Source organism: Candidatus Rhodobacter oscarellae (genome assembly GCF_001078595.1).
Classification (GTDB): Bacteria; Pseudomonadota; Alphaproteobacteria; order Rhodobacterales; family Rhodobacteraceae; genus Rhodobacter_B; species Rhodobacter_B oscarellae.
Genome location: NZ_LFTY01000002.1, coordinates 1903729 through 1925242 on the forward strand (window position 1 = coordinate 1903729; position 21514 = coordinate 1925242).

Sequence of the window (21514 nt, forward strand, 5' to 3'; positions counted from 1 at the left end):
TGTTCAGAAATCCGTCGGCGCGCCGCCCTCGGCTTTGCGCCGCTCCACGAACTCCGCAAGCTCCTGGCGGATCCCGTCATCCATCGCGGGCGCCTCAAAGCTGGCCAGGATCTCTTTGGCGAGCTTGCCCGCGCGCTCGGCGGTCCAGACATTCCCGGCCAGATCAAAGGCCTCGTAGTTGCGCCAATCGCTAACAAACGGCTCGTAGAACGCGGTCTCGTAACGGTCCTGCGTGTGCTGGCAGCCGAAGAAATGCCCGTTCGGGCCGACCTCTTGGATCGCATCAACCGCCAGGTCCTCGGGCTCGGTGGACCAGGTCGCGGGCTCCATATAGCGCTGCATCATCTGCAGGACCTCGCAGTCCATGACGAATTTCTCAGGGCTCGCGATCAGCCCGCCCTCCAGCCAGCCCGCCGCGTGGTAGATCATATTGGTGCCCGACTGCACCGAGGCCCAGAGGCTGTTGGAGGTCTCCCACATCGCCTGCCCGTCCGGCACATTCGCGGCACACACCCCGGAGGAGCGGATCGGCAGCCCGTAATAGCGCCCCATCTGCCCGGTCATCTGCGTGGCGCGCATGTATTCCGGAGTACCAAAGGCGGGCGCGCCGGACTTCATGTCCACATTGCTGGTAAACGTGCCAATCACGCAGGCGCAGCCGGGGCGGACGTATTGGAACAAGGCGATGGCCGACAGCGCCTCGGCCAGCGATTGCGCCACCGCGCCCGCCATGGTCACCGGCGCCATCGCCCCTGCCAGGGTGAAGGGCGTCACCACCACGGCCTGCCCTTTGCGGATGCAGCGCAAGCAGCCGTCGATCATCGGGATATCATGCTTTAAGGGCGAGGTGGAGTTGATGTTGGTGTACATCTTGGGGCTGGCGGCGAACTCCTCCTCGGAATGCCCGCCCGCGATGCGCACCATCTCCAGCACGTCCTCGACCCGCTCCTTGCCCAGCGAGTAGGCGTGCATGGTCTTATCGGTCAGCGTAAGCTTGTCATAGAGCACGTCCAGGTGGCGCACAGAGGCGTGGATGTCGACGGGCTCCACCGGGTAGCCCCCCGCGAAATGGATGCAGTTGAAATACTGCGTCAGCTTAAGAAGGTCGGCGCATTGCGCCCGCGTGCCGGTGGTCTTGCCGGTCTCCAGCGACCAGTAGTTCGGCGGCGAGGAGACGTTGCCGAATAGAATGTGCTTACCGCCCACCGTGATCGTGCGGTCGGGGTTGCGGGGCGTCAGCGTGAACTCTGACGGGGCCTTGCCCACCATCTCCATCACCCAATCGCGCCCCATGCGCACATTGGTGCCCTCGACTTTGCAGCCCGCCTCTTGGAAGATCTCCAAGGCCTCTTCGTTGAGGAATTCGATGCCGATCTCTTCGAGGATCCGCATCGAGGCGTTATGCATGCGCTCCACGCCCTCCTCGTCCAGCGGCTCGGTCGGGCGATCGGGGTTCAACGGCACCCGCCACGGCATCTGGCGGATCACATCGGGGCTGGTGCGGCGGGTGTTTCCGGCGCGGCCGCCTGATCGGCGGCGGCGTGGGCTCGCATCGCTCATTGGGGCGTCTCCTTGGTTGGCCCCAGCATGGCGCGGCGCACAGGTGATGGATGCACGAGAACCGACGATAAGTGTCGCATTCGGAAATCCCGGCGCATTGTTCTCTTCATTTTGGAGATGGCGAGACCAAAGCGCCAGGGCGATCACAACCGCGCGCGCCCAAGAAAGCCGGGCCTATTGCGACGGCGTGGGCGGTGGCCTCCGGAAGATGTCGCGGAACGCACCGGGGGTCAGGATTGAAAGCGGGTTTACGCTGACCGAGGGGTTCTCGGCCACCCCGCGCAGGCGGAAGTTAAACCCAAACAGCCCGTCCCGCCCGCGCGAGAATATCTGGCCGATCCCGTTCAGGAAATAGACCGGCGAGATGACGCCCTGCATGTCCAGCCGGTCATTCTTTAGATCATACGTCCCGTCCAGGGACACCCCAATCGAAGGCCCAACCGCGCTGGAGCCATAAAGGACCAGCCGCTCGGGGCTAAGGCGGAACTCTGCCTCGACATCAGACAGCCCGATCCCGCCGGAGTTCAACTGGTCCAAGAGCCCCACAATAGAGATCGCGTTCAAAAGCTCCGTCATCGCAGGGGCCTCAATAATCCGCGTGTTCTTGATGCTCAAACGGCCATCATAGACCCCCGCAATGCGACTGGGGTTGAGCGTGAGGTCCATCGCGCCACCGCGCGCGTTGCGCAAAATGCCAGCGGCGGCCAGCGTTGCGCCCGCCTGGTCGCTGATGATGCGGATCGCGGCCCCCGCGGGTGTTGGCACCACCGTGCCCCGGATCGGCGCGGCGCCGTTTACGCGCGCCGAAAATCTGCCATCCATCCCGCGCCCGGGCTTAAAGTCACCGCGGAAACCCGTCAGCGTGATGCCCTCTGATATGGTCAGCCGGTCCAGCGTCATCGACAGCGGTCCGCCCTCGTCAGCCCCCTCGCCGCCGCCGATCTCGGCGGTGCGCAGGTCGATCCGGCCGCCCGTCACCGCCACGGCGGGGGCACGGTTGCCGCCCCGCCCGGTTAGGGTCACCGGCCCATCCAGCCATGTGCCCACGCGCACCCGGTCGAACTGCGCCCTGGCCAGCCCGCCGCTCTCGGTAAGGTCGATGACCCCGCGCGCCGAAAGCCCCGGCGTGTTGATTTCCAGCCGGTCAATGCGCGGCACGTCCCCCAGCCGACCAGAGATCTCAAGCTGGCCAGTCTGATTGCGCGGCTTCGACCAGTTCAGCGCCGACAGCCGCAACCGCACCTGGTTGAGGTCCGAGGACAACGCGAATTCGGGCGGCGCGTCATCGACAAATTCCAACGCGATCTGCGCCACGCCCTGCCCAGAGATCGACCCGGGCGGAAGCGCAATATTGAACGTATCGAGGAAGGCTTGGCTAAGCTCCACCGTCCCCTCCACTCGGGAGCTCCCCTGGCTCCCGGTGCCGAACTTTTGCGTCCAGGTGCCAGATGCGGGCAGACCGTCCAGGGTGGCCGCGCCGGTGATCTCTAAGCCCTCGCGATCAGCGCGGAAATCCAGCTCTTGTGCCCGCACCACGCGCTCGGGAATAAGCGTGTCAGAGGACACCTCGCGCAGCTTGCCCGTCACGTTATAGGCGATGTCCTTCAGGGCCAGGTCATTGACCAGGTCAAACTCTAGGGCCGCGTCGACGATGGCGCGACCCTCAGCGATATCGACACCAAACCCGGCCCGTTCCATCAGGCGCAGCGGCTCTTGGTCGATCAGCGACAGCGCCGCGGGGATGCTGCTTTCCGTTCGGATAGTGACCTCGGCGCGGTTCACGCCGGGTCCGACATCCCCGATCCGAAAGACCGTGCCCGCAACATCCACCTCGCCGCCATTCGGCGCCGTGAGCGTGCCGCGCTCGGCCACGATGGTGAAGCTGTTGGCGTCTAGGCTGGCATAGCCAGCGGCGCCCTTGATCGGCGGCAGGAAGTCGACCGCCTTGATCAGCGCATCATCGTAGAGAAAGCTCAGCGACAGAAGGGGCTCGCGTTCCGTGCCAATGCGCAGCGCGGCGGCCAGATCGGTGATGTCCCCGGCCAACACGTTCTTGTCGACCCAGCGGCGCGCCCCCGGCGCAAGGGCCACGGGCCAAAGCCCAAGGATGCGCTCCAGCGACATCTCGTTGAGGTTCAGATCCAGAGCCATCCGCCAGCCCTGGTCATCGGTGCGGATACGCCCCGAGGTCAGCAGCCGCCGCTCGGGCGGGCCCAGCGACACCTGGCCGATATCCACCGAGAACGGATCCAGCCGCAGCCGGAAATCAAAGGCCCCGCGGTCGAATGACATGGGCTCGGCCAGAAAGTCCTGCGGTTGCAGCTCTAGCTGCGAGACCCGAAACTGCCCGATCAGGGCCTCGGGCCAGCCGGTGGCGACGCCTTGCAGCAAGGCCGTGCCCTCGGCGGTGACGCTTGCGGCCTCGCTTTGGAAGGAGAGCTCTGTGAAGGCCAAGGTCTCGGTGTCGGGATCGTAATCCACATAGGCCTGGCCGAAGTCAAACGCGATGGGGGGCGTATCCGGCGAAGGCTGCAGAGCGCCCGCGCCGATGTTGAGCGTGCCCGCAAGATCCTCGATCTTGCCATCTTCGCCGAAGGATGTGCGCAGCGCCCCCGAGATCGGCGCGTCCAAGACCTCTAGGAATGCCAGCACCGGCGATTGCGCGGCGATATCGGCGGCGGCGGCGTCCTCGAACGTGGCCGTCAGCGTCGCGCGGGCAGAGCCTTTCTCGGTCCTGAAACCAATCACCGTGCTGGCAAGATCCTCGGTGCCATTAAAGACCTCGGCCGAGACGGTCACGTCCAGGCTATCGGCGTTGTGCTGCAATAAGATCTGGCCGCCGGTGACCTGCCAATGCCCGCCGCTGCGCGCGTCTTCCAGGCTGATTGTAAGCTCTTCGGCGCGCACCTCCTTCAGCGAGGCCAGCGGCGCGACGCTAAAAGCCTGATCCATCGCGTCCAAGACGCTGGCCAGGTCGCCCTGCGTGCCCGCCCCGGCGCCAAAGGATAGGTTGATTGCGCCATCGGCGCCGCGCCGCACCGTGATCACCGCGCCGGCCACCTCAATCGAGTCCATCTTGGCCACACCACCGAGCAGTTCAGAGGGCGACAGCCGCGCGGTCACCTGGTTGACTTGCGCCACCTCGGTGCCGTTCTGGTCAAAAAGGCCGACATGCCGCATCTGAATGCGCGGCACGATGCGCCGGTCAAAGACGAACTCCACCGTGCCCAGATCCAGTCGGCCCACGCCGATCTCGGCGTTCAGCCGCGCCGCCACCCGATCCGAAAGCCATTGCGGGGCTGTGAACTTGGCGCCGAATAAGCTGAGCCCGGCAAGCGGCGCCCCGATCAGCAGCGCCACCACCACCAACGCCCACACAAGACGCCTGCCCTTGCGGCGGCGCTTTTTGGGAATGGGGTCTGTGTCCGTCTCGCCGCTCATCTACCTTGCCAAAACTGCCTTTTTCATTTCACCCTCATGCCCTAGAACCTGGACCAAACGCGTTCAAGGAGGATCGCCCCATGCTCGAGACTGGCCAGCCCGCGCCCGATTTCACCCTACCCCGCGACGGCGGCGGGACCCTGACGCTTTCAGAGCAGCGCCCCAAGAAGGTGGTACTTTATTTCTATCCCAAAGACGACACGCCAGGTTGCACGAAAGAGGCAATCGGCTTTACCGAGATGGCCGAGGCGTTCGATGCCGCGGGCGCGACCGTCATTGGCGTCAGCAAGGATACGGTGGCCAAGCACGAAAAGTTCCGCGACAAGCACGGCCTGTCGGTGGCCCTGGTCAGCGACGCCGATAGCGACGTCTGCGAGCGCGACGGAACCTGGGTCGAGAAGGCCATGTATGGCAAGAAATATATGGGCATAGAGCGCGCAACTTACCTCATCGACGGGGCCGGCAACATTGCCCAGATCTGGCGCAAGGTACGGGTGCCCGGCCATGTCGACGCGGTGCTTGAGGCCGCGCGCGCGCTCTAGCGGCCAGCCGCGCGCACCCGTGCATTCGCGCAACGCTCGGCAATTTTTCGCCCACGCAAAGCCAAATTGGCGTGCATTTTCGAGCATTTGCGCAAACTTCTTGCAGCATAAAGACCTAACAGCTAAGCACCAGCGGAAGGTGTCGACCCGTTTGGGGAAGGGCGTGCGCCGGATCGATTGGGGAAACGGGGACGCGTCGCAGTATGTCTCGAATTGGTAAGTACGTGAATGCGTATGTTCAGCGTGCGTTTCCCGAGCAGCGGGTCTTCCTACGCTCGGATGATGATACAAAGTTCATACGGCTCAGCGCTTGGACCCAGGCCTTTGCCTGGACGGGAAGCGCTGTTTTCGTCGGATGGTCCATCATCGCAACGGCGATCCTTCTTATGGATTCCATCGGCTCCGGGTCGCTTCGCGATCAAGCCGCCCGTGAACAAATTCTCTACGAGAACCGTCTAAACACGCTCAGCCAGGAACGCGATGCCCGCGCTCTTGAGGCCCGCAAGGCGCAAGAGCGGTTTTCGACGGCGCTCGACCAGATCTCGGTTATGCAGTCCGCGCTTTTGGCCTCCGAGGAGCGCCTGAAGGAGCTGGAAACCGGGATCAACGTGATCCAGTCCACGCTGCGCCGCACCGTAAAGGAACGCGATGTCGCCCGGGCCGAAATGGCCGAGGCAGAGGCCCTGGCCGACGGCGCCGTCGAAGTGGCGCGCGCCGCCAGCTCCAAAGACACCACCGCAACGCTTGATTTCCTAACCGACGCGCTGAACCTCGCCGCCGAAGAGCGCGACGCCATGGCCGCCCTTGCCGCCGAGGCCACGCTGACCGTCGATGACATGCTGCTCGACAGGCGCCTGGCCGAAGAGCGCAACGACGCGATCTTTAGCCAGCTTGAGGACGCGGTGAGCGTTTCCATCGAACCGCTGGACGATATCTTTGCGCGGGCCGGATTGAACTCGAATTCGATACTTGAGGCAATTCGCCGCGGTTACTCCGGACAGGGCGGACCGCTGACGCCGCTGAAGTTCTCGACCAAGGGCGAAGAGCCAGGCCTGGACGAGCGCCGGGCGAACGGCATCCTGGGCAAAATGGACCGGATGAACCTGTATCGCATCGCGCTGCAAAAGACCCCATTCGCCCTGCCCGTGAAGGGCGCATACCGCTTTACCAGCGGTTTTGGGCCGCGTTGGGGCCGGATGCATAACGGGACCGACTTTGCGGCGGCTCATGGCTCGCCGATCTATGCAACCGCCGATGGCGTGGTGACAAAGGCCGATTGGTCCTCGGGTTATGGCCGCCTGATTAAGATCCAGCACGAGTTTGGGATCGAGACGCGCTATGCCCACTTGGCGAAAATTCGCGTAAAAGTAGGCCAAAGGGTCTCGCGCGGGGACCGGATCGGTGATATGGGGAATTCTGGCCGTTCAACCGGCACCCACCTCCACTATGAAGTCCGTGTGGGCGGAAAACCCGTCAACCCGATGACTTACATCAAGGCAGCGAGAGATGTTTTCTAAAAGCAGAATCAACGAGCCCGGCCCGAAAGCAGACGACAAACCCGAAGCGACCCCGGCAGAGGCGGCCCCCGCGCGCCCCGCGGTGGACATGACGAGCTCGGCGCCAAAGCCGAAACCGCCCGCGTCCATGCTCTCGGCGGATCTTACGATCACTGGCAACCTTAAGACGACTGGCGATATCCAGGTCGAGGGCACGGTCGAGGGCGACATCCGCGCCCATCTGCTGACCGTCGGCGAAGGCGCCACCATCAAGGGCGAGGTCGTGGCCGACGATATCGTCGTGAACGGCCGCGTGATTGGCCGGGTCCGCGGCCTGAAGGTCCGCTTGACCTCCTCCGCGCGCGTCGAGGGCGATATCATCCACAAGACCATCGCGATCGAATCCGGCGCCCATTTCGAAGGCTCCGTGCAGCGCCAGGACGACCCGCTGGCGGGCAAGGACAAGGCCAAGGCCGCCGCCCCCGCGGCGAGCAAGCCTGCAGCACCGGCCAACGCTTCCGCCACCGCGCCCCAAACCGCAGCGCAATAGGTATTGTCAGAGCCAATTGACGCGCGGGCGCCGTCCTCAACGGGGCCGGCGCCTGTTTTTGTCCCAAACTTCTGCCGCGCGGACCGCCGGCACTTGGTCCTGATCGCAGCCGTGCTGGCCTCGGCCATGGGGTTCATTGACAGCACGGTGATCGCCATCGCGATCCCATCCATGCGCGATACTTTGGGGGCCTCGCTGCCCCAGGCGCAATGGATCTCGAACGCCTATATGCTGACGCTCAGCGCGTTCATTCTGGTCGGCGGCGCGTTTGGCGACCGCTTCGGCCTGGCGCGGATGTTCAGTCTTGGGATCGTGGGTTTCGTTCTGGCCTCGATGGCCTGCGCCTTCGCGCCGAGCCCAGAGTTCCTTGTCGCGGCGCGCTTCTTCCAGGGCATTGGAGCCGCACTTATGGTGCCTGGGTCGATGGCGATCGTGGCACGCGCCTATCCGCGCGCAGAACGCGCGCGCGCGATCGGCACCTGGGCGGCGGCGGCCTCGGTCTCGACCGCGCTGGGGCCGATCATCGGCGGTCTGGCGCTGACCTTTGGCGGTGCCGAGATGTGGCGCTGGATCTTCGCCATCAACCTGCCCTTCGCTGCCATTGCGCTGTGGCTCTTGTGGCGCGCGATAGAGCGCGACGCGGGTCGCCCAGGCGAGCAGATCGACTTTATCGGGGCCGCGCTTGCGGTCATTGGCCTTGGGCTTCTGGCCTTTGGTCTGACCGGCGCGGAGGGCGGCGGCGAGATCCGCCTGGCCCCCTGCATCGCGGGTGCCGCGATCCTGGCCCTCTTCGTCTGGGTCGAGGCCCGCATTTCCGCCCCGATGCTGGACCTTGGCCTGTTTCGCGATCGCACCTTTGCGGTGGTTAATCTGGCCATCTTCCTCCATTGGCTGGGCTTCATCGGCGTGATCTTCTTCCTGCCGGTGGTCCTGGTTGGCGCCTGGGGATTGACCGAGATCACCGCGAGCCTTGCCCTGGCGCCGCTGTCGGTCTTTGTCGGCCTGCTGTCGCGGCGCACCAGTGGGCTGGCCGAACGCTATGGGCCGCGGCTGGTCTTGGGCTTTGGCATGAGCATAGTTGCGATCAGTTTCTTCCTGTTGGGCGCGGTGGCGCCGCGCCTCGATTTCTGGTGGGGGGTGTTGCCCGCGATGATTGGGATAGGCTTTGGCATGTCATTTGTTGCGGCCCCGCTATCGGCGACCGTGATGACCGCAATAGACGAGCAACATTCCGGCACGGCCTCGGGGATCAACAACGCGGTGTCGCGGATCGGCGGCCTGATCTCCATCGCCGCCCTGGGGAGCTTGGCGGCAAGCCGCTATCACTCGGCAGGAGGCACCGCGAGTTTCGCGCAACACAGCGCGCCGCCGTCGGAGGTCCTTGCCAGCACAGCAGGGCTTGTCACGATTTCATGGATCGCCGCGGGCTGCGCCGCGCTCGCCGCAGCGCTCTGCCTGGTGACCCTGCCCGGGCGCCAACCTCCCGCGCAGTAGCGGCCCCCGCGGGCCCGCCCTCCCGGTCTCATTGTTCCGCCGATTCGGTTAATTTTGACCGAATTTTCGCAGCAATAACGCCCTCAGAGCACCGGCGCCCGCGCGCCGGGCCAGTCCGTGGCCGCGTGATAGGACATGGCCATCGACAAAAGCCGCGCGTCCGAGCCGCGCGGGCCGAAAAGTTGCATCCCCATGGGCAGCCCCGCCGCGCCGAACCCCACCGGCAGGCTGATCGCGGGCAGCCCGATAAGGCCCACCGGAATCGTGACCTCCATCCAGCGGTGATAGGTGTCCATGGCGCGACCGGCGATCTCGGTCGGGTACTCGACCGCGTGCGGGAACGGCCAGACCTGGGTGGTCGGCAGCACCAGGGCGTCATAGGTCCCGAACAGCTCCGCGGCGCGACGGTACCAGTCAGAGGCGATCTCGGACGCGCGATGCACCTCGTAGGCGCTCAGCGCCAGCCCGGTCTCGATCTCCCACTGCGCCGCGGCCTTGAAGTTGTCCCGCTTGGACGCGTCATCCCAAAGCGGCTTGAGCCCGGCGCTCTGCGACCAGGATCGCAGCACGCACCAGGCCTGCCAAAGCGCCTCGCTGGGGAATGGCGGGGCAAGGGGCTCGACCACGGCGCCTAAATCCTCCAGGACGGCACAGCCTGCCTCGGCCATGGCCTCGATGCCGTCCTCATAGGCATAGGCCCCGCCCCAAGAGCCGAGCCAGCCGATGCGCATGCCCGACAGATCCGCGGGCTCCACGCGGGCGGCATCGAAGGCCGCCCCGTCCGGCGTGCGCCTGTCCGGCCCGGCCAGGCTGCTGAGAAGAAGCGCCAGATCCATCGGATCGCGCGCCATCGGGCCGAGCGTGGAGAGCGGGTGCAGGAACATCTCGCCCCCGGGGTGATTGGGTACCACGCCTATGCTGGGGCGCATCCCGTAGACGTTGTTCCAGGCCGCCGGGTTGCGCAGGCTGCCCATCATGTCAGAGCCGTCGGCCACGGCCAGCATGCGGCAGGCCAGGGCCACCGCGGCACCGCCAGAGGACCCGCCGCAGCTGCGCTCCGGGTCGTAGGGGTTCGAGGTGCGCCCATGCACCGGGTTGAACGTGTTGGACCCCAGCCCGAACTCCGGCGTGTTGGTCTTGCCGATGATGATCGCCCCGGCCTGGCGCAGGCGCGCGGCCAGCAGGTCGTCCTCGTCCGGGACGTGGTCGGCGAAGAAAGGCGAGCCCTTGGTGGTGCGCAGACCCTTTGTGGCAACCAGATCCTTGACCGCAATTGGAATCCCGTGCAGCCAGCCCGTGCGCGGCGCGGCATCGGCCGCCGCCGCCTCGGCCATCAACGCGTCCGCGTCGCGCAGCGAGACGATGGCGTTCACGGCGTCATTGACGGCCCCGATCCGGTCCAGCGTGGCGCGCATCACCTCGACACAGGACGCGTCCCCCGCCGCGATCCTCTCAGACAGCGCACGCGCCGTTAGCTCATGAAGTTCCATCGTTCCGCTTCTTCTCTTCCCAGATGCGCAAGGCGCCACAGGGCGTTAGATACTACGCATAGCAAAGAACGTCGCGGCGAGACTTGCAAGAGAAAGAGCGTGCGGAAGCACATATTTTGGAAACGGCTGGCTTGAGGCTTAGTCGTCCGCCGCGGCCTCGGCCCGGCTCTTGCCGCTGACATCCAGCGCCAGCGTGGCGGCCATGAACGCATCCAGGTCGCCGTCCAGCACGCCCGAGGTGTCAGAGGTCTCATGGTTGGTGCGCAGGTCCTTCACCATCTGGTAGGGCTGCAGCACGTAGGACCGGATCTGATTGCCCCAGCCCGCGTCCCCGGCGCTCTCATGCGCCTCGTTTACAAGCGCTGAACGCTTGTCCAGTTCCATCTGGTAAAGCCGCGATTTCAACGCCTTCATCGCAATGTCGCGGTTCTGGTGCTGGGACTTCTCCGAGCTTGTGACCACGATGCCGGTGGGCGCGTGGGTGATGCGCACCGCCGAGTCGGTGGTGTTCACATGCTGCCCCCCGGCCCCACTAGAGCGATAGGTGTCAATGCGGATATCGGAGGGGTTCACCTCGATCTCGATATTGTCGTCCACCACCGGATAGACCTTCACAGAGCTGAAGGAGGTGTGCCGCCGCGCGGAGCTGTCATAGGGCGAGATCCGCACCAACCGATGCACGCCGCTCTCCGACTTCAGCCAGCCATAGGCGTTGGGCCCAAAGATCTTGTAGGCCGCGGATTTTATGCCGGCCTCCTCGCCGGCGCTTTCCGACTGCAGCTCGACCTTATAGCCCTTCTTCTCGGCCCAGCGCACATACATCCGCGCCAGCATCGACGCCCAATCGCAGCTCTCGGTGCCGCCGGCGCCAGAGTTGATCTCTAGGAACGTGTCATTGCCATCGGCCTCGCCGTTCAGAAGCGCCTCGATTTCCTTTTTGGCGGCTTTGGCGGCCAGCCGCGTCAGCGCGGCCTCGGCCTCGGCGATGACGTCCTGGTCGTCCTCCATCTCGCCCAGCTCGATCAGTTCGGCATTGTCGTTCATGTCGCGCTCGATGCCCGCGACGGTGTCCAGCTGGTCCACCAGAGCCTGGCGGTCGCGCATCAGCTTCTGCGCCTTCTCCGGATCGTCCCATAGCGTGGGGTCCTCGACGCGGGCGTTGAATTCCTCCAGCCGGTGCTGGGCCGTGGCAAAATCCATGCGCTGGCGCAAAAGCTCCAGCGAGTTCTGAATTGCATCGACGGTGTTCTGGATCTCGGCGCGCATGATGGGCCCCCTCGGCTGAGGCGATCCTGATAGCAACGCATTCCAAGCTGAGCAAGTGGGCGTAACGATAGCCGCAGGCGCCAATTTCCTTCCAAGGAAATTGCAAATCTCTTGCAAGAGATTTGGTTGCGCCTAGGGCAAGCGGACACTCAACAGAACGTCTCGGTTTCAGTCGAAACTTCGTCCAGATATGGCATTTGAGCGCCGGAATAGCCGCCTATTTTAAGCTCAAACAACGCAAGCGGGGCGAAAATTCCTCAAACCCCAAAGGGGCGCGGAAGATTCCGGTCAGTGTCCACGAGGACTAGTACAACCCGCCCGAGCTCAGCGACCCGAAATCCGCCTTCTTCGGGATAAGAACCACATCACCGTCCGAGGTAAGCACCTGCTGGTCCGTGCCGCCATCGCCGGGCGCGAAGAGCGGAAGGTTTGACCCCATTGCAAAGCCCCCGTCAAAGGCGATGCCGAAAAGCGGCTCCTCGCCGTCGCGGAAATACTCCGCCACCACATTCGGACCGCTGGCCTCGTTCGGCAGCCGCGCGCCGGTGAAGCGGTCGATCTTGATGAACCGCCCGCCCCGTGGCACCGAGAACTTGCCGCCGCCGTATTTCGCGGTGGCTTTCGTCATGAACTGGTTGAAGACCGGCCCGCACATGCCGCCGCCCGATGCCCCGCGGCCCAGCGATTTCGGCCGATCATAGCCGATATAGCAGCCCGCCACGATGTTGTTGGTGAAGCCCACGAACCAGACATCCTTGGCATCGTTGGTTGTGCCGGTTTTACCCGCCACCGGCACGTCCAGGCTGACCTTGCCCGCCGCCGTGCCGCGCTGCACCACGCCCTGCATCATCGAGGTCAGCTGGTAAGCGGTGACGGCATTCATCACCCGCTCGCGGTTCGACGAAATACGCGGCGCGATGCCCGGCTCCAGCGAGGCGTATTGGCAATCCTCGCAGATGCGCTGGTCATGGCGGTACACCGTCTCGCCCCAGCGGTTCTGCACCCGGTCCACAAGCGTCGGCTCCACCCGCTCGCCACCATTGGCAAACATCGCATAGGCCGCGACCATCTTGAACAGCGTGGTCTCTTGCGCGCCCAGCGCGTTGGCCAGGAATGGCTGCAGGTTCTCGTAGACCCCGAAGCGCTCGGCATAGCCCGCCACGGTGTCCATGCCGATCTCCTCGGCCAGGCGCACGGTCATTAGGTTCCGCGAGCGCTCGATGCCGGTGCGCAGGGGCGTTGGCCCGTAGAACTGGTTCGAGGCGTTTTTGGGTCGCCAAATGGCGCCATTGCTCTCCACCTCGATCGGCGCGTCGATCACGATCGTGGCGGGCGAGAAACCGCTATCGAGCGCCGTGGCGTAGACGAACGGCTTAAAGGAAGAGCCGGGCTGGCGCTGCGCCTGCGTGGCCCGATTGAACACCGAGTTCTGATAGCTGAACCCGCCCTGCATCGCCAGCACGCGCCCGGTATGCACATCCATGGCCATGAACCCGCCCTGCACTTGCGGCACCTGCCGCAGCGTCCAGCGGATGAAGGCGCCGTTGCTGTCTTCGGTCAAATGGCGGACGTGAACCACATCGCCGGGCTCGAAATTGTCAAAAAAATCGCCCTTCATCCAGGCGATGTCCTTGCGGGGCACCACCGGGGCCGGGTCGCCCTCCTGCCAGCCTTCTATGCCGAGGGTCAGGCTTTGCGCGGCCACGTCACGCACGACCGCGGGCAACCACTTGCCGTTAAGCTGGATGTCGCGCGCGACCTGGGTCTCGGCCAGCGCCTTGCGCCAGGCGGCCTCGTCATCCAGCAGCGCGGGGTCGATGGTCTTGCCGGTGCCGCGCCAGATCTTGAGATCGCGGTCGTAGCGCTCTAGCCCCTTCTGCAGGGCAACCGCCGCTTCGCGCTGCAGCTCGGGGTCCATCGTGGCGCGAATCGACAGCCCGCCGTTAAAGAACTCCTCTTCGCCGAATTCCTGGCTCAGCTGGCGGCGGATCTCGTCGGTGAAATAGTCGCGTGCGGGCAGCCCGGCCTTAAAGCTCTCGACCTCGCCCATCTGCACGGTCCGGATCGGCGTGTTGCGCGCGGTCTCGTATTCCGCCGCGGTGACATAGCCGTTCTCGAACATCTCCCGCAGCACCAGGTTGTTGCGGCGGTTCAGCGCCTCATCGTAATTGCTGGCGGGGTTGTAGCTATAGGGCGCCTTGGGGTGGATCGCCAAGAACGCCGCCTCGGCGATGGTCAGCTCGTCCAGCGTCTTGTTGAAATAGCTCTGCGCGGCGGCGGCCACGCCAAAGCTGCGCACGCCCAGGTCGATCTCGTTGAGGTAAAGCGTCAGGATCTCGTCCTTGCTCAGCGTGCTTTCCACGCGGGCCGCCAGGATGATCTCTTTGACCTTGCGCTCGGCCCGGCGCGAGCCATCCAGCAGGAAGTTCTTCATCACCTGCTGGGTGATCGTCGAGGCCCCGCGCAGGCGCCCGCCGCGCAAGAACTCCAGCCCCGCCGCCGCCATGCCGCGGGGGTCATAGCCCTTATGGGTGTAAAAATTCTTGTCCTCGGCACTGATGAAGGCCTGCTTTACCAGGTCCGGGATCTCTTCGGGCGGGGCGTAGAGCCGCCGCTCGCGGGCGAACTCGTCCATCAGACGTCCCTCGCCCGAGTAAATCCGGCTGATCGTGGGCGGGGCGTAGCGGGCCAGCTGCTCGGTATTTGGCAGGTCCTGGCTGTAGGTCCACAGCACGCCACCGACCAACACCGCCGCAAAGAATGCGCCGATGGTCGCGAAGCTAAAGATCGCGCCGAAGAAGTTCAGGATGAAACGCAACATGCTCGGCCCGTTTTTACGCCTTTCCCTCTTATAGAGCGCCCGGCGCGAAGGGTCAAAATCAGACTTCGTTAAACATAGGCGAATTCACGCTTTCGGTGCGGTTGGCGGCACCCGCGCCTTGTGATGGCCGCGCAACCTGCATAGCTGTCACAGATGGGCCCCGAGCATATCCTTTCCACCTATGACCGCGTCGCCGCGGATTTCGACAAGCAGCGCGGCAAGAGCCTGTTCGAGCGCGCCTGGCTGGACCGCATGCTGGCCATCGCCCCGCCGCCACGCCGAGTTCTGGATCTGGGCTGCGGTTCGGGCCGCCCGATCGCAAGCTACTTGATGGACCGCCGCGCGCAGGTGACCGGCGTCGACGGCGCCGCCGCGATGGTGGCGCTTTTTACCCAGAATGTTCCGGGCGCTGAGGCAATCCAAGACGATATGCGCACGCTAGCCCTGGGGCGGCGCTTTGATGCGGTGCTGGCCTGGAACTCGTTCTTTCACCTCTGCGCCGAGGACCAACGCGGCATGTTCGCGGTCTTCGCCGCCCACACGACCCCCGGGGCTGCGTTGATGTTCACCGCCGGGCACAAGGAAGGCGAAGTCATGGGACACGCCGCAGGACAGCCGGTCTTCCACGCCAGCCTGGACCCAGAGGAATACCGCGCCCTGCTGGACGCCCATGGCTTTGAAGAACTGCGCTACGTGCCGGAGGACCCAGACTGCAACGGGCACACAGTGTGGCTTGCGCGACGGCGCAATGATGCCGGATGATGCGGTTTGCGGCGCCCCGGGGGCACCCACCCAAGTTCATTTTCCCGCACGAATCATGAAGATGCCGTAAATTTTCGGCAACCCTCCGCCCCGCGGCGGCGTTTCGCCCCATGAACTTGGGCGCGTCGCGCCCGCCGCAACCGCCCGAACCATCCGACCGCCCGATCCGCCCGGCCTATTGCCGCAGCAGCTCGCCCTCCGCGGCGTCCTCCTTCGCCCAGACCCGCAGCGCGTCCCGAATGCCGCGCGCCGCGCGGGCGCGCCACTCCGGGGACTGCAGGTTCGCCAAGTCGCGCTCCGATGACATGAACCCAAGCTCGATCAGCACCGACGGTACATCCGGCGCCTTCAGCACCGAGAACGCCGCGCTTTGCCGGGGCCGCTTGTGCAGATCGCCAACATTCGACCGCAGCCCCTCCACCAGAGCATCCGCCAGCCGGTCGGTGCGCGGCCAGGTGTCCGCGCGCGCCAGGTCCATCAACAGCTTGGCCACCGCGTCGTCCTGTTGCGACAGGTCCACCCCCGCCAAAAGCTCCGCGCGGTCATGGCGCTCGGCCAGCTTTTCTGACGCGATGTCAGTGGCTTCCCCCGCCAGCGTATAGATCGTGGCACCGCTGGCGCGCCCCTCCGCCAGGGCATCCGCGTGCAGCGAAAGGAACACATCCGCCTGCGCCGACCGGGCCACGGATAGGCGCATCTCCAACGGCACGAACACATCCGCGTCGCGCGTCAGAACCACCTCAAAGCCCCCCGCGCGCAGCAGCGCCTCGCGCAGCTCGCGGGCGAATTGCAGCATCAGGTCCGCCTCGACGGCCTCGCCGCGCTCGGCGCCGGGGTCAATCCCGCCGTGACCGGGGTCGAGCACCACCACAACCGGGCGCTCACCGCCGGGCCGCGCGCGCGGCGCGACAAGCTCTGCGGGCTCCGGCAGGGTAAAGTTGTCGCTGGGCGGCGCGCCGGCTGACGCCGCGAACTGCTCGGCGCTGACCTCCTCCAACGCGACGACAAGCTCCGCCGCGCCGGTCGTGCGCAGCTCGGCCGAGGCGACCTTCATGGGCGCGTCCAATGCCGCCACCATGCGCGACCAGCCCGCGCTGATAGTGCCGACGCGGATATCGCTGATCGCGACGGACCGGTCAAAACCCGCCGCGTCAAACCCCTGCCAAGCCACGACCGAGAAATCCAGCACCAGGCGCCGCGGGTTGTCCAAGGTGAAGGCGCGGAACGGCACGGGCTGGCTGAGCCCCAGGCGCAGCTCCGCGCCCGCGCGAAGATCCGTCACCCCGGACCGCGCGGCATCCACCCGCGCCAGGCCGGTGAACTCCTGTGCGTGGGCGGCCATCGAGAGCCCCCAGGCCATCAGGCAACAAAGGATAGCGGTAATCCTGCTCATACGCTCATACTGCGCCTCTGATTTTGGGTCAGTCTATCGCACCTGGCGGACAGAGGGAATCACATCCTTCGCCGCCGCGCGCATCATGGCGCCCGCATCGGCGTCCCGATCCCCGGCACGGAGATGCGAGAAGCCAGACCACCTCAGATAAAATGAGGCTCATCTATGCCCAATGATCATAACAAATTCGCCGCCCGCGGTCGCAATTGGGCGGGCGGCACCGTCCCCAGAGGCGCATAAGACCCCAAGGCTACACATATTCGGTCCCATGCGCCTCCTGATTTCCTTCGCCGCGCTCTTTCTCTCGGTTGTGCTTTTGCAGATGTCCTCTGGTGGCTTGGGGCCGCTGGATGCGCTCTCGGGCCTGCAATTGGAGTTCAGCACGGCCCAGGTCGGCCTGCTGGGATCGGCGCATTTCGTGGGCTTCTTCGTGGGCTGCTGGTGGGCGCCGCGGCTGATGGGCAGCGTCGGGCACTCACGCGCCTTCGCGGCCTTCACCGCGGCGGGGGCCATCGGGCTGCTGGCGCATATGCTGGTGGTGGACCCCATCGCCTGGGCGCTGATGCGCGTGGCCAGCGGGGCCTGCATCGCGGGCTGCTACACGGTGGTGGAGAGCTGGCTGCAGGCCAAGGTCACCAACGAGACGCGGGGCCGCGCCATGGGCGCCTATCGGGTGGTGGACCTGGGCGGCTCGCTGGCCGCGCAGCTTATGATCGGCGTGTTAGAGCCCGCCAGCTACGTCTCCTACAACCTGCTGGCGCTCTTGTGCTGCGCCTCTCTCTTGCCGCTCACGCTGACCCGCCTGAAGCAGCCCGAGATCCCCACCGCGCCGCGCCTGCGCCCGGCGCTGGCCTGGCGGCTCTCGCCCTTGGCGGTGATGGGGGTGCTGGTGGCGGGCCTGACCGGCGCCGCCTTCCGCATGGTGGGGCCGATCTATGGCCAGGAGGTCGGGCTGGAGGTCGGGCAGATCGCCTGGTTTTTGGCGTCCTTCGTGCTGGGCGGGGCCTTGGCGCAGATCCCCACGGGCTGGCTGGCGGACAAATACGACCGCCGCTGGGTGCTGATTTGGCTCTCGGTGGCGGCCATTCTGGCCTCGGCGGTGACGATAGGTGCCAGCGCGCAGGGCACGTTGTCGGTGATGCTCTCGGCGGGGCTCTTTGGCTTCGTGACCGTCCCGATCTACTCGGTCGCCACCGCGCATGCGCATGACTTCGCCGGCAGCGACGAGCGCGTGGAGCTCAGCGCCGCGCTGCTCTTGTTCTTCGCGCTGGGGGCGATTGCGGCGCCGCTCGCCGCGTCGAGCCTGATCGAGGCCTACGGCCCCCGCGCGCTGTTCCTCTTCGTGGGTGCCGGGCATGTCGCGCTGATCGTCTTTGGCCTTTTGCGGATGCGCAGGCGTCCAACGGCCACCGAGCGCACGCCCTATATCTATGCCCCGCGAACTAGCTTCCTAATCGGGCGGCTGATGAAGCGCTTGCGCGAAGGCGGCGAGGATTGAGACGCGCGCTCCGGCCCGGTGCGAACCGCCCGGCGCGCGTCTGGCTGCACCCCAGCTAACCAGCGTCGGCGAAGCCGACACATTAAGATCAAGCCACCCAAGCGTGCGGAGATGGACAAACCACCCCTGGCCCCTTCCCGCCCCTTGCGCTAGAGACGCGCCGCAACCGCCGCAAAGGAATTCTGGCATGGCACGGGTCCTCATCACCTCGGCGATCCCCTATATCAACGGGATCAAGCATCTGGGCAACCTGGTGGGCTCGCAGCTGCCCGCCGACCTCTACGCCCGCTACATGCGCGCCCGGGGGCATGAGGTGATGTTCCTCTGCGCCACGGACGAGCATGGCACGCCCGCCGAGCTGGCCGCCGCAAAGGCGGGCAAACCGGTGGCCGAGTATTGCGCCGAGATGTGGCAGGTGCAAAAGGACCTCTCGGACGGGTTCCGGCTGAGCTTTGACCATTTCGGGCGCTCCTCCAGCGCGCAGAACCGCAAGCTGACGCAGCATTTCGCGCGGGTTTTGGACGAGGCCGGGCTGATCGCCGAGGTCTCCGAGACGCAGATGTATTCCCATGCGGATGGGCGGTTCCTGCCCGACCGCTATATCGAGGGTACCTGCCCCAATTGCGGCTTTGAGAGCGCCCGCGGCGACCAATGCGACAATTGCACCAAGCAGCTGAACCCGGTGGAGTTGATCAACCCGCGCTCGACGATCTCGGGCTCGACGGATCTGGAGATGCGCGAGACCAAGCACCTGCATCTGCGGCAATCCACTATGAAGGACCGGCTAGAGGAGTGGATTGACAGCCGCGAGGGCTGGCCGATCCTGACCACCTCGATTGCCAAGAAATGGCTCAACGACGGCGACGGGCTGCAGGACCGCGGTATCACCCGCGACCTGGACTGGGGCGTGCCCGTGCAGAAGGGCGACGCGCCCTGGCCGGGCATGGAGGGCAAGGTCTTCTATGTCTGGTTCGACGCGCCGATTGAATACATCGCCTGCGCCCAGGAATGGGTCGATGCGGGCAAGGGCGAGGACTGGGCGCGCTGGTGGCGCACCGACAAGGGCGCCGAGGATGTGCGCTATGTGCAGTTCATGGGCAAGGACAACGTGCCTTTTCATACGCTGAGCTTCCCGGTGACGATCCTGGGCTCTGGCGAGCCCTGGAAGCTGGTGGATTACATCAAGTCCTTCAACTACCTCAACTATGATGGCGGGCAGTTCTCGACCTCGCGCGGGCGCGGCGTGTTCATGGACCAGGCGCTGGAGATCCTGCCCAGCGACTACTGGCGCTGGTGGCTGTTGAGCCACGCGCCAGAGAACTCCGACAGCGAGTTCACCTGGGAGAACTTCCAAGCCTCGGTGAACAAGGACCTGGCGGATGTGCTGGGCAATTTTGTGAGCCGGGTCACCAAGTTCTGCCGCTCCAAATTTGGCGAGGCTGTGCCAGAGGGCGGCGCCTACGGCCCGCAAGAAGACGCGCTGATGGCAGAGCTGACGCGCCGCTTGGGGGCCTATCAGGGCCACATGGAGGCCATCGAGATCCGCAAGGCCGCCACCGAGCTGCGCGCCATGTGGGCGGCGGGCAACGAGTACCTACAGGACGCCGCGCCCTGGGCCGCCTTTAAGGAGGACCCGGCGCGGGCAGCGGCCATCGTGCGGCTGTCGCTGAACCTGATCCGCCTTTACACGGTTTTGTCGGCGCCCTTCGTCCCGGACGCCGCGGCGGCCCTGCGGACCGCGATGGCCTGTGACGACGCCTGGCCCACGGATGTGGAGAGCGCCCTGAACGCCTTGCCCGCAGGGCATGGGTTTTCTGTGCCAGAGAACCTCTTCCGCAAGATCACCGATGAGGAACGCGAAGGCTGGCAGGCGCAATTCGCAGGCGTTCGGGACTAACGGCTGCGAGGTAACTGGTGGCCTGAAGCGGGCTTTCGGGCGCCAAATCTCTTGCAAGAGATTTGCACTTTCCTTCCAAGGAAAGTGGGCCCGCGCGCCGATAGGAGGTTCGGATCGAGTGATCATTTCGGGGCGCGCTGAAGAAACTCTTGGAAGAGTTTCGCAATTTTCTTGCAAGAAAATTGCAGCGCACCAATGCCCGCTTCAGACCAGAACCCACCTACCGATGTGCCGCGTTGATCGCCTCAAGTGCGTCCGAGCCAGGGCAGAGCTCCTCCGCGGGAACCTCATTCAGCGGCCCCGGCGCCGTGCCGATCAGGTCGTGCAGGTCCTCTTGCCGCTCATCAAGATACAAGAGCCCCGTCGCCACCCGGCCCTGGCGCTTGAACCGCGCGAGCTCCGGCATCGCCGTCTCGGGGTCCGTCGGGTCGTAATCCTCCGACACTGCCGACAATGCCATCTGCGAGCCGTCATGCATCGTCACGTTCTGCGTCACGCCCGGGGCGCTCTCGGCGGTGATCTCGCGCGCCTCCGGCACCAGGTCCAGCCGCCCCACCATGTGGTTGTGGTCGCGCACATAGTCGTAGCTCTTGGTCGAGCTGGTGTGGTTGTTGAAGGTCACGCAGGGGCTGATCACGTCGATCAGCGCGAAGCCGCGATATTTCAGCCCGGCGATGATCAGCGGCACCAGCTGCGCCTTGTCCCCCGAGAAGGCCCGCGCCACGAAACCCGCCCCCAGCTCGATGGCCACGTTGCACAGGTCGATGGAGTCAAACGGCGAGTCCAGCCCCTTGCGGTTCTTGCTGGCGCGATCATTGGTGGCCGAGAACTGGCCCTTGGTGAGCCCATAAGTGCCGTTATTCTCGCAGATATAGAGCATGTTCAGCCGCCGCCGCACCGCATGCGCGAACTGCCCCAACCCGATCGAGGCCGTGTCGCCATCCCCGCTGACGCCCAGATACACCAGGCCGCGGTTCGCCAGGTTCGCACCAGTCGTCACCGAGGGCATCCGCCCATGCACCGAGTTGAACCCGTGGCTGCGGTTCAGGAAGTAATTCGTCGTCTTCGACGAGCAGCCGATCCCCGACATCTTCGCCACCCGATGCGCCGGCAGTTCCATCTCAAAGCAGGCCTCGATGATCGCCGCCGTTACGCTGTCATGGCCGCAGCCCGCGCAGAGCGTCGAGACGACGCCCTCATAGTCGCGCCGCGTCAACCCGACGCCATTCTTGGGCAGGTTGGGGTGGCGGAATTTGGGCTTAAGGATATGGGTCATGTGGGTCTACCAGCTTTGCCTCCCGTCG

General features: G+C 65.3%; 14 protein-coding genes. 7 read left to right on the forward strand and 7 right to left on the reverse strand.

The window, feature by feature from the left end; translation table 11 throughout:
- Positions 1-3: 3 nt before the first annotated feature.
- Both AIOL_RS14025 and AIOL_RS14030 read right to left on the reverse strand, forming a co-directional pair.
- A complete protein-coding gene (locus AIOL_RS14025; RefSeq protein WP_049643553.1) occupies positions 4-1560 on the reverse strand; it encodes a trimethylamine methyltransferase family protein in 1557 nt (518 codons plus the stop codon).
- Positions 1561-1734: 174 nt separating this feature from the next.
- Entirely contained in the window at positions 1735-5001 is a 3267-nt protein-coding gene (locus tag AIOL_RS14030) for a hypothetical protein (RefSeq protein WP_049643554.1), read from the reverse strand.
- A gap of 80 nt (positions 5002-5081) precedes the next feature.
- Between AIOL_RS14030 and AIOL_RS14035 the strand changes: the two genes are divergently transcribed.
- The 4 genes from AIOL_RS14035 (at position 5082) to AIOL_RS14050 (ending at position 9083) form a co-directional block, all read left to right on the forward strand.
- A complete protein-coding gene (locus tag AIOL_RS14035; RefSeq protein ID WP_049643555.1) occupies positions 5082-5543 on the forward strand; it encodes a peroxiredoxin in 462 nt (153 codons plus the stop codon).
- Positions 5544-5746: 203 nt separating this feature from the next.
- Positions 5747-7060 (forward strand): M23 family metallopeptidase, encoded by a 1314-nt coding sequence (locus AIOL_RS14040; protein ID WP_082152592.1) that lies wholly within the window; start codon positions 5747-5749, stop codon positions 7058-7060.
- The gene (locus AIOL_RS14045) at positions 7050-7589 is read left to right on the forward strand and encodes a bactofilin family protein (protein ID WP_049643557.1); all 540 of its coding nucleotides are present in this window, start codon (positions 7050-7052) and stop codon (positions 7587-7589) included. Before AIOL_RS14040 ends, AIOL_RS14045 begins: the two co-directional genes overlap by 11 nt.
- 93 nt (positions 7590-7682) lie before the next feature.
- Positions 7683-9083, forward strand: a complete 1401-nt coding sequence (locus AIOL_RS14050) for an MFS transporter (RefSeq protein ID WP_053101286.1) — start codon at positions 7683-7685, stop codon at positions 9081-9083.
- Between the two features lie 83 nt (positions 9084-9166).
- Here the strand turns inward: AIOL_RS14050 and AIOL_RS14055 are convergent, their stop codons facing one another.
- The 3 genes from AIOL_RS14055 to AIOL_RS14065 form a co-directional block, all read right to left on the reverse strand.
- Positions 9167-10573, reverse strand: a complete 1407-nt coding sequence (locus AIOL_RS14055) for an amidase (protein ID WP_049643558.1) — start codon at positions 10571-10573, stop codon at positions 9167-9169.
- A 138-nt stretch (positions 10574-10711) separates the two neighbouring features.
- Positions 10712-11839, reverse strand: coding sequence for a peptide chain release factor 2 (gene prfB, locus AIOL_RS14060; protein ID WP_049643559.1), 1128 nt, complete (start codon positions 11837-11839; stop codon positions 10712-10714).
- Positions 11840-12143: 304 nt separating this feature from the next.
- Entirely contained in the window at positions 12144-14660 is a 2517-nt protein-coding gene (locus AIOL_RS14065; RefSeq protein ID WP_049643560.1) for a penicillin-binding protein 1A, read from the reverse strand.
- A 153-nt stretch (positions 14661-14813) separates the two neighbouring features.
- On the opposite strand from AIOL_RS14065, the gene AIOL_RS14070 reads away from it, so the two are divergent.
- Complete coding sequence (locus tag AIOL_RS14070) at positions 14814-15422, forward strand: class I SAM-dependent methyltransferase (protein ID WP_049643561.1); 609 nt, start codon at positions 14814-14816, stop codon at positions 15420-15422.
- Between the two features lie 175 nt (positions 15423-15597).
- Here AIOL_RS14070 and AIOL_RS14075 read toward each other — a convergent pair whose 3' ends face one another.
- Positions 15598-16815: an N-acetylmuramoyl-L-alanine amidase gene (locus AIOL_RS14075; RefSeq protein ID WP_049643562.1), complete on the reverse strand. Its 1218-nt coding sequence runs from the start codon at positions 16813-16815 to the stop codon at positions 15598-15600.
- A 268-nt stretch (positions 16816-17083) separates the two neighbouring features.
- Here AIOL_RS14075 and AIOL_RS14080 point away from each other — a divergent pair, with 268 nt between their 5' ends.
- On the forward strand, positions 17084-18313 hold the full coding sequence (locus AIOL_RS14080; RefSeq protein WP_049643563.1) for an MFS transporter: 1230 nt from the start codon (positions 17084-17086) through the stop codon (positions 18311-18313).
- A gap of 187 nt (positions 18314-18500) precedes the next feature.
- Entirely contained in the window at positions 18501-20210 is a 1710-nt protein-coding gene (gene metG / locus AIOL_RS14085; RefSeq protein ID WP_049643564.1) for a methionine--tRNA ligase, read from the forward strand.
- Positions 20211-20430: 220 nt separating this feature from the next.
- Here the strand turns inward: metG and AIOL_RS14090 are convergent, their stop codons facing one another.
- Complete coding sequence (locus tag AIOL_RS14090) at positions 20431-21486, reverse strand: 2-oxoacid:ferredoxin oxidoreductase subunit beta (protein ID WP_049643565.1); 1056 nt, start codon at positions 21484-21486, stop codon at positions 20431-20433.
- Between the last annotated feature and the right edge of the window lie 28 nt (positions 21487-21514).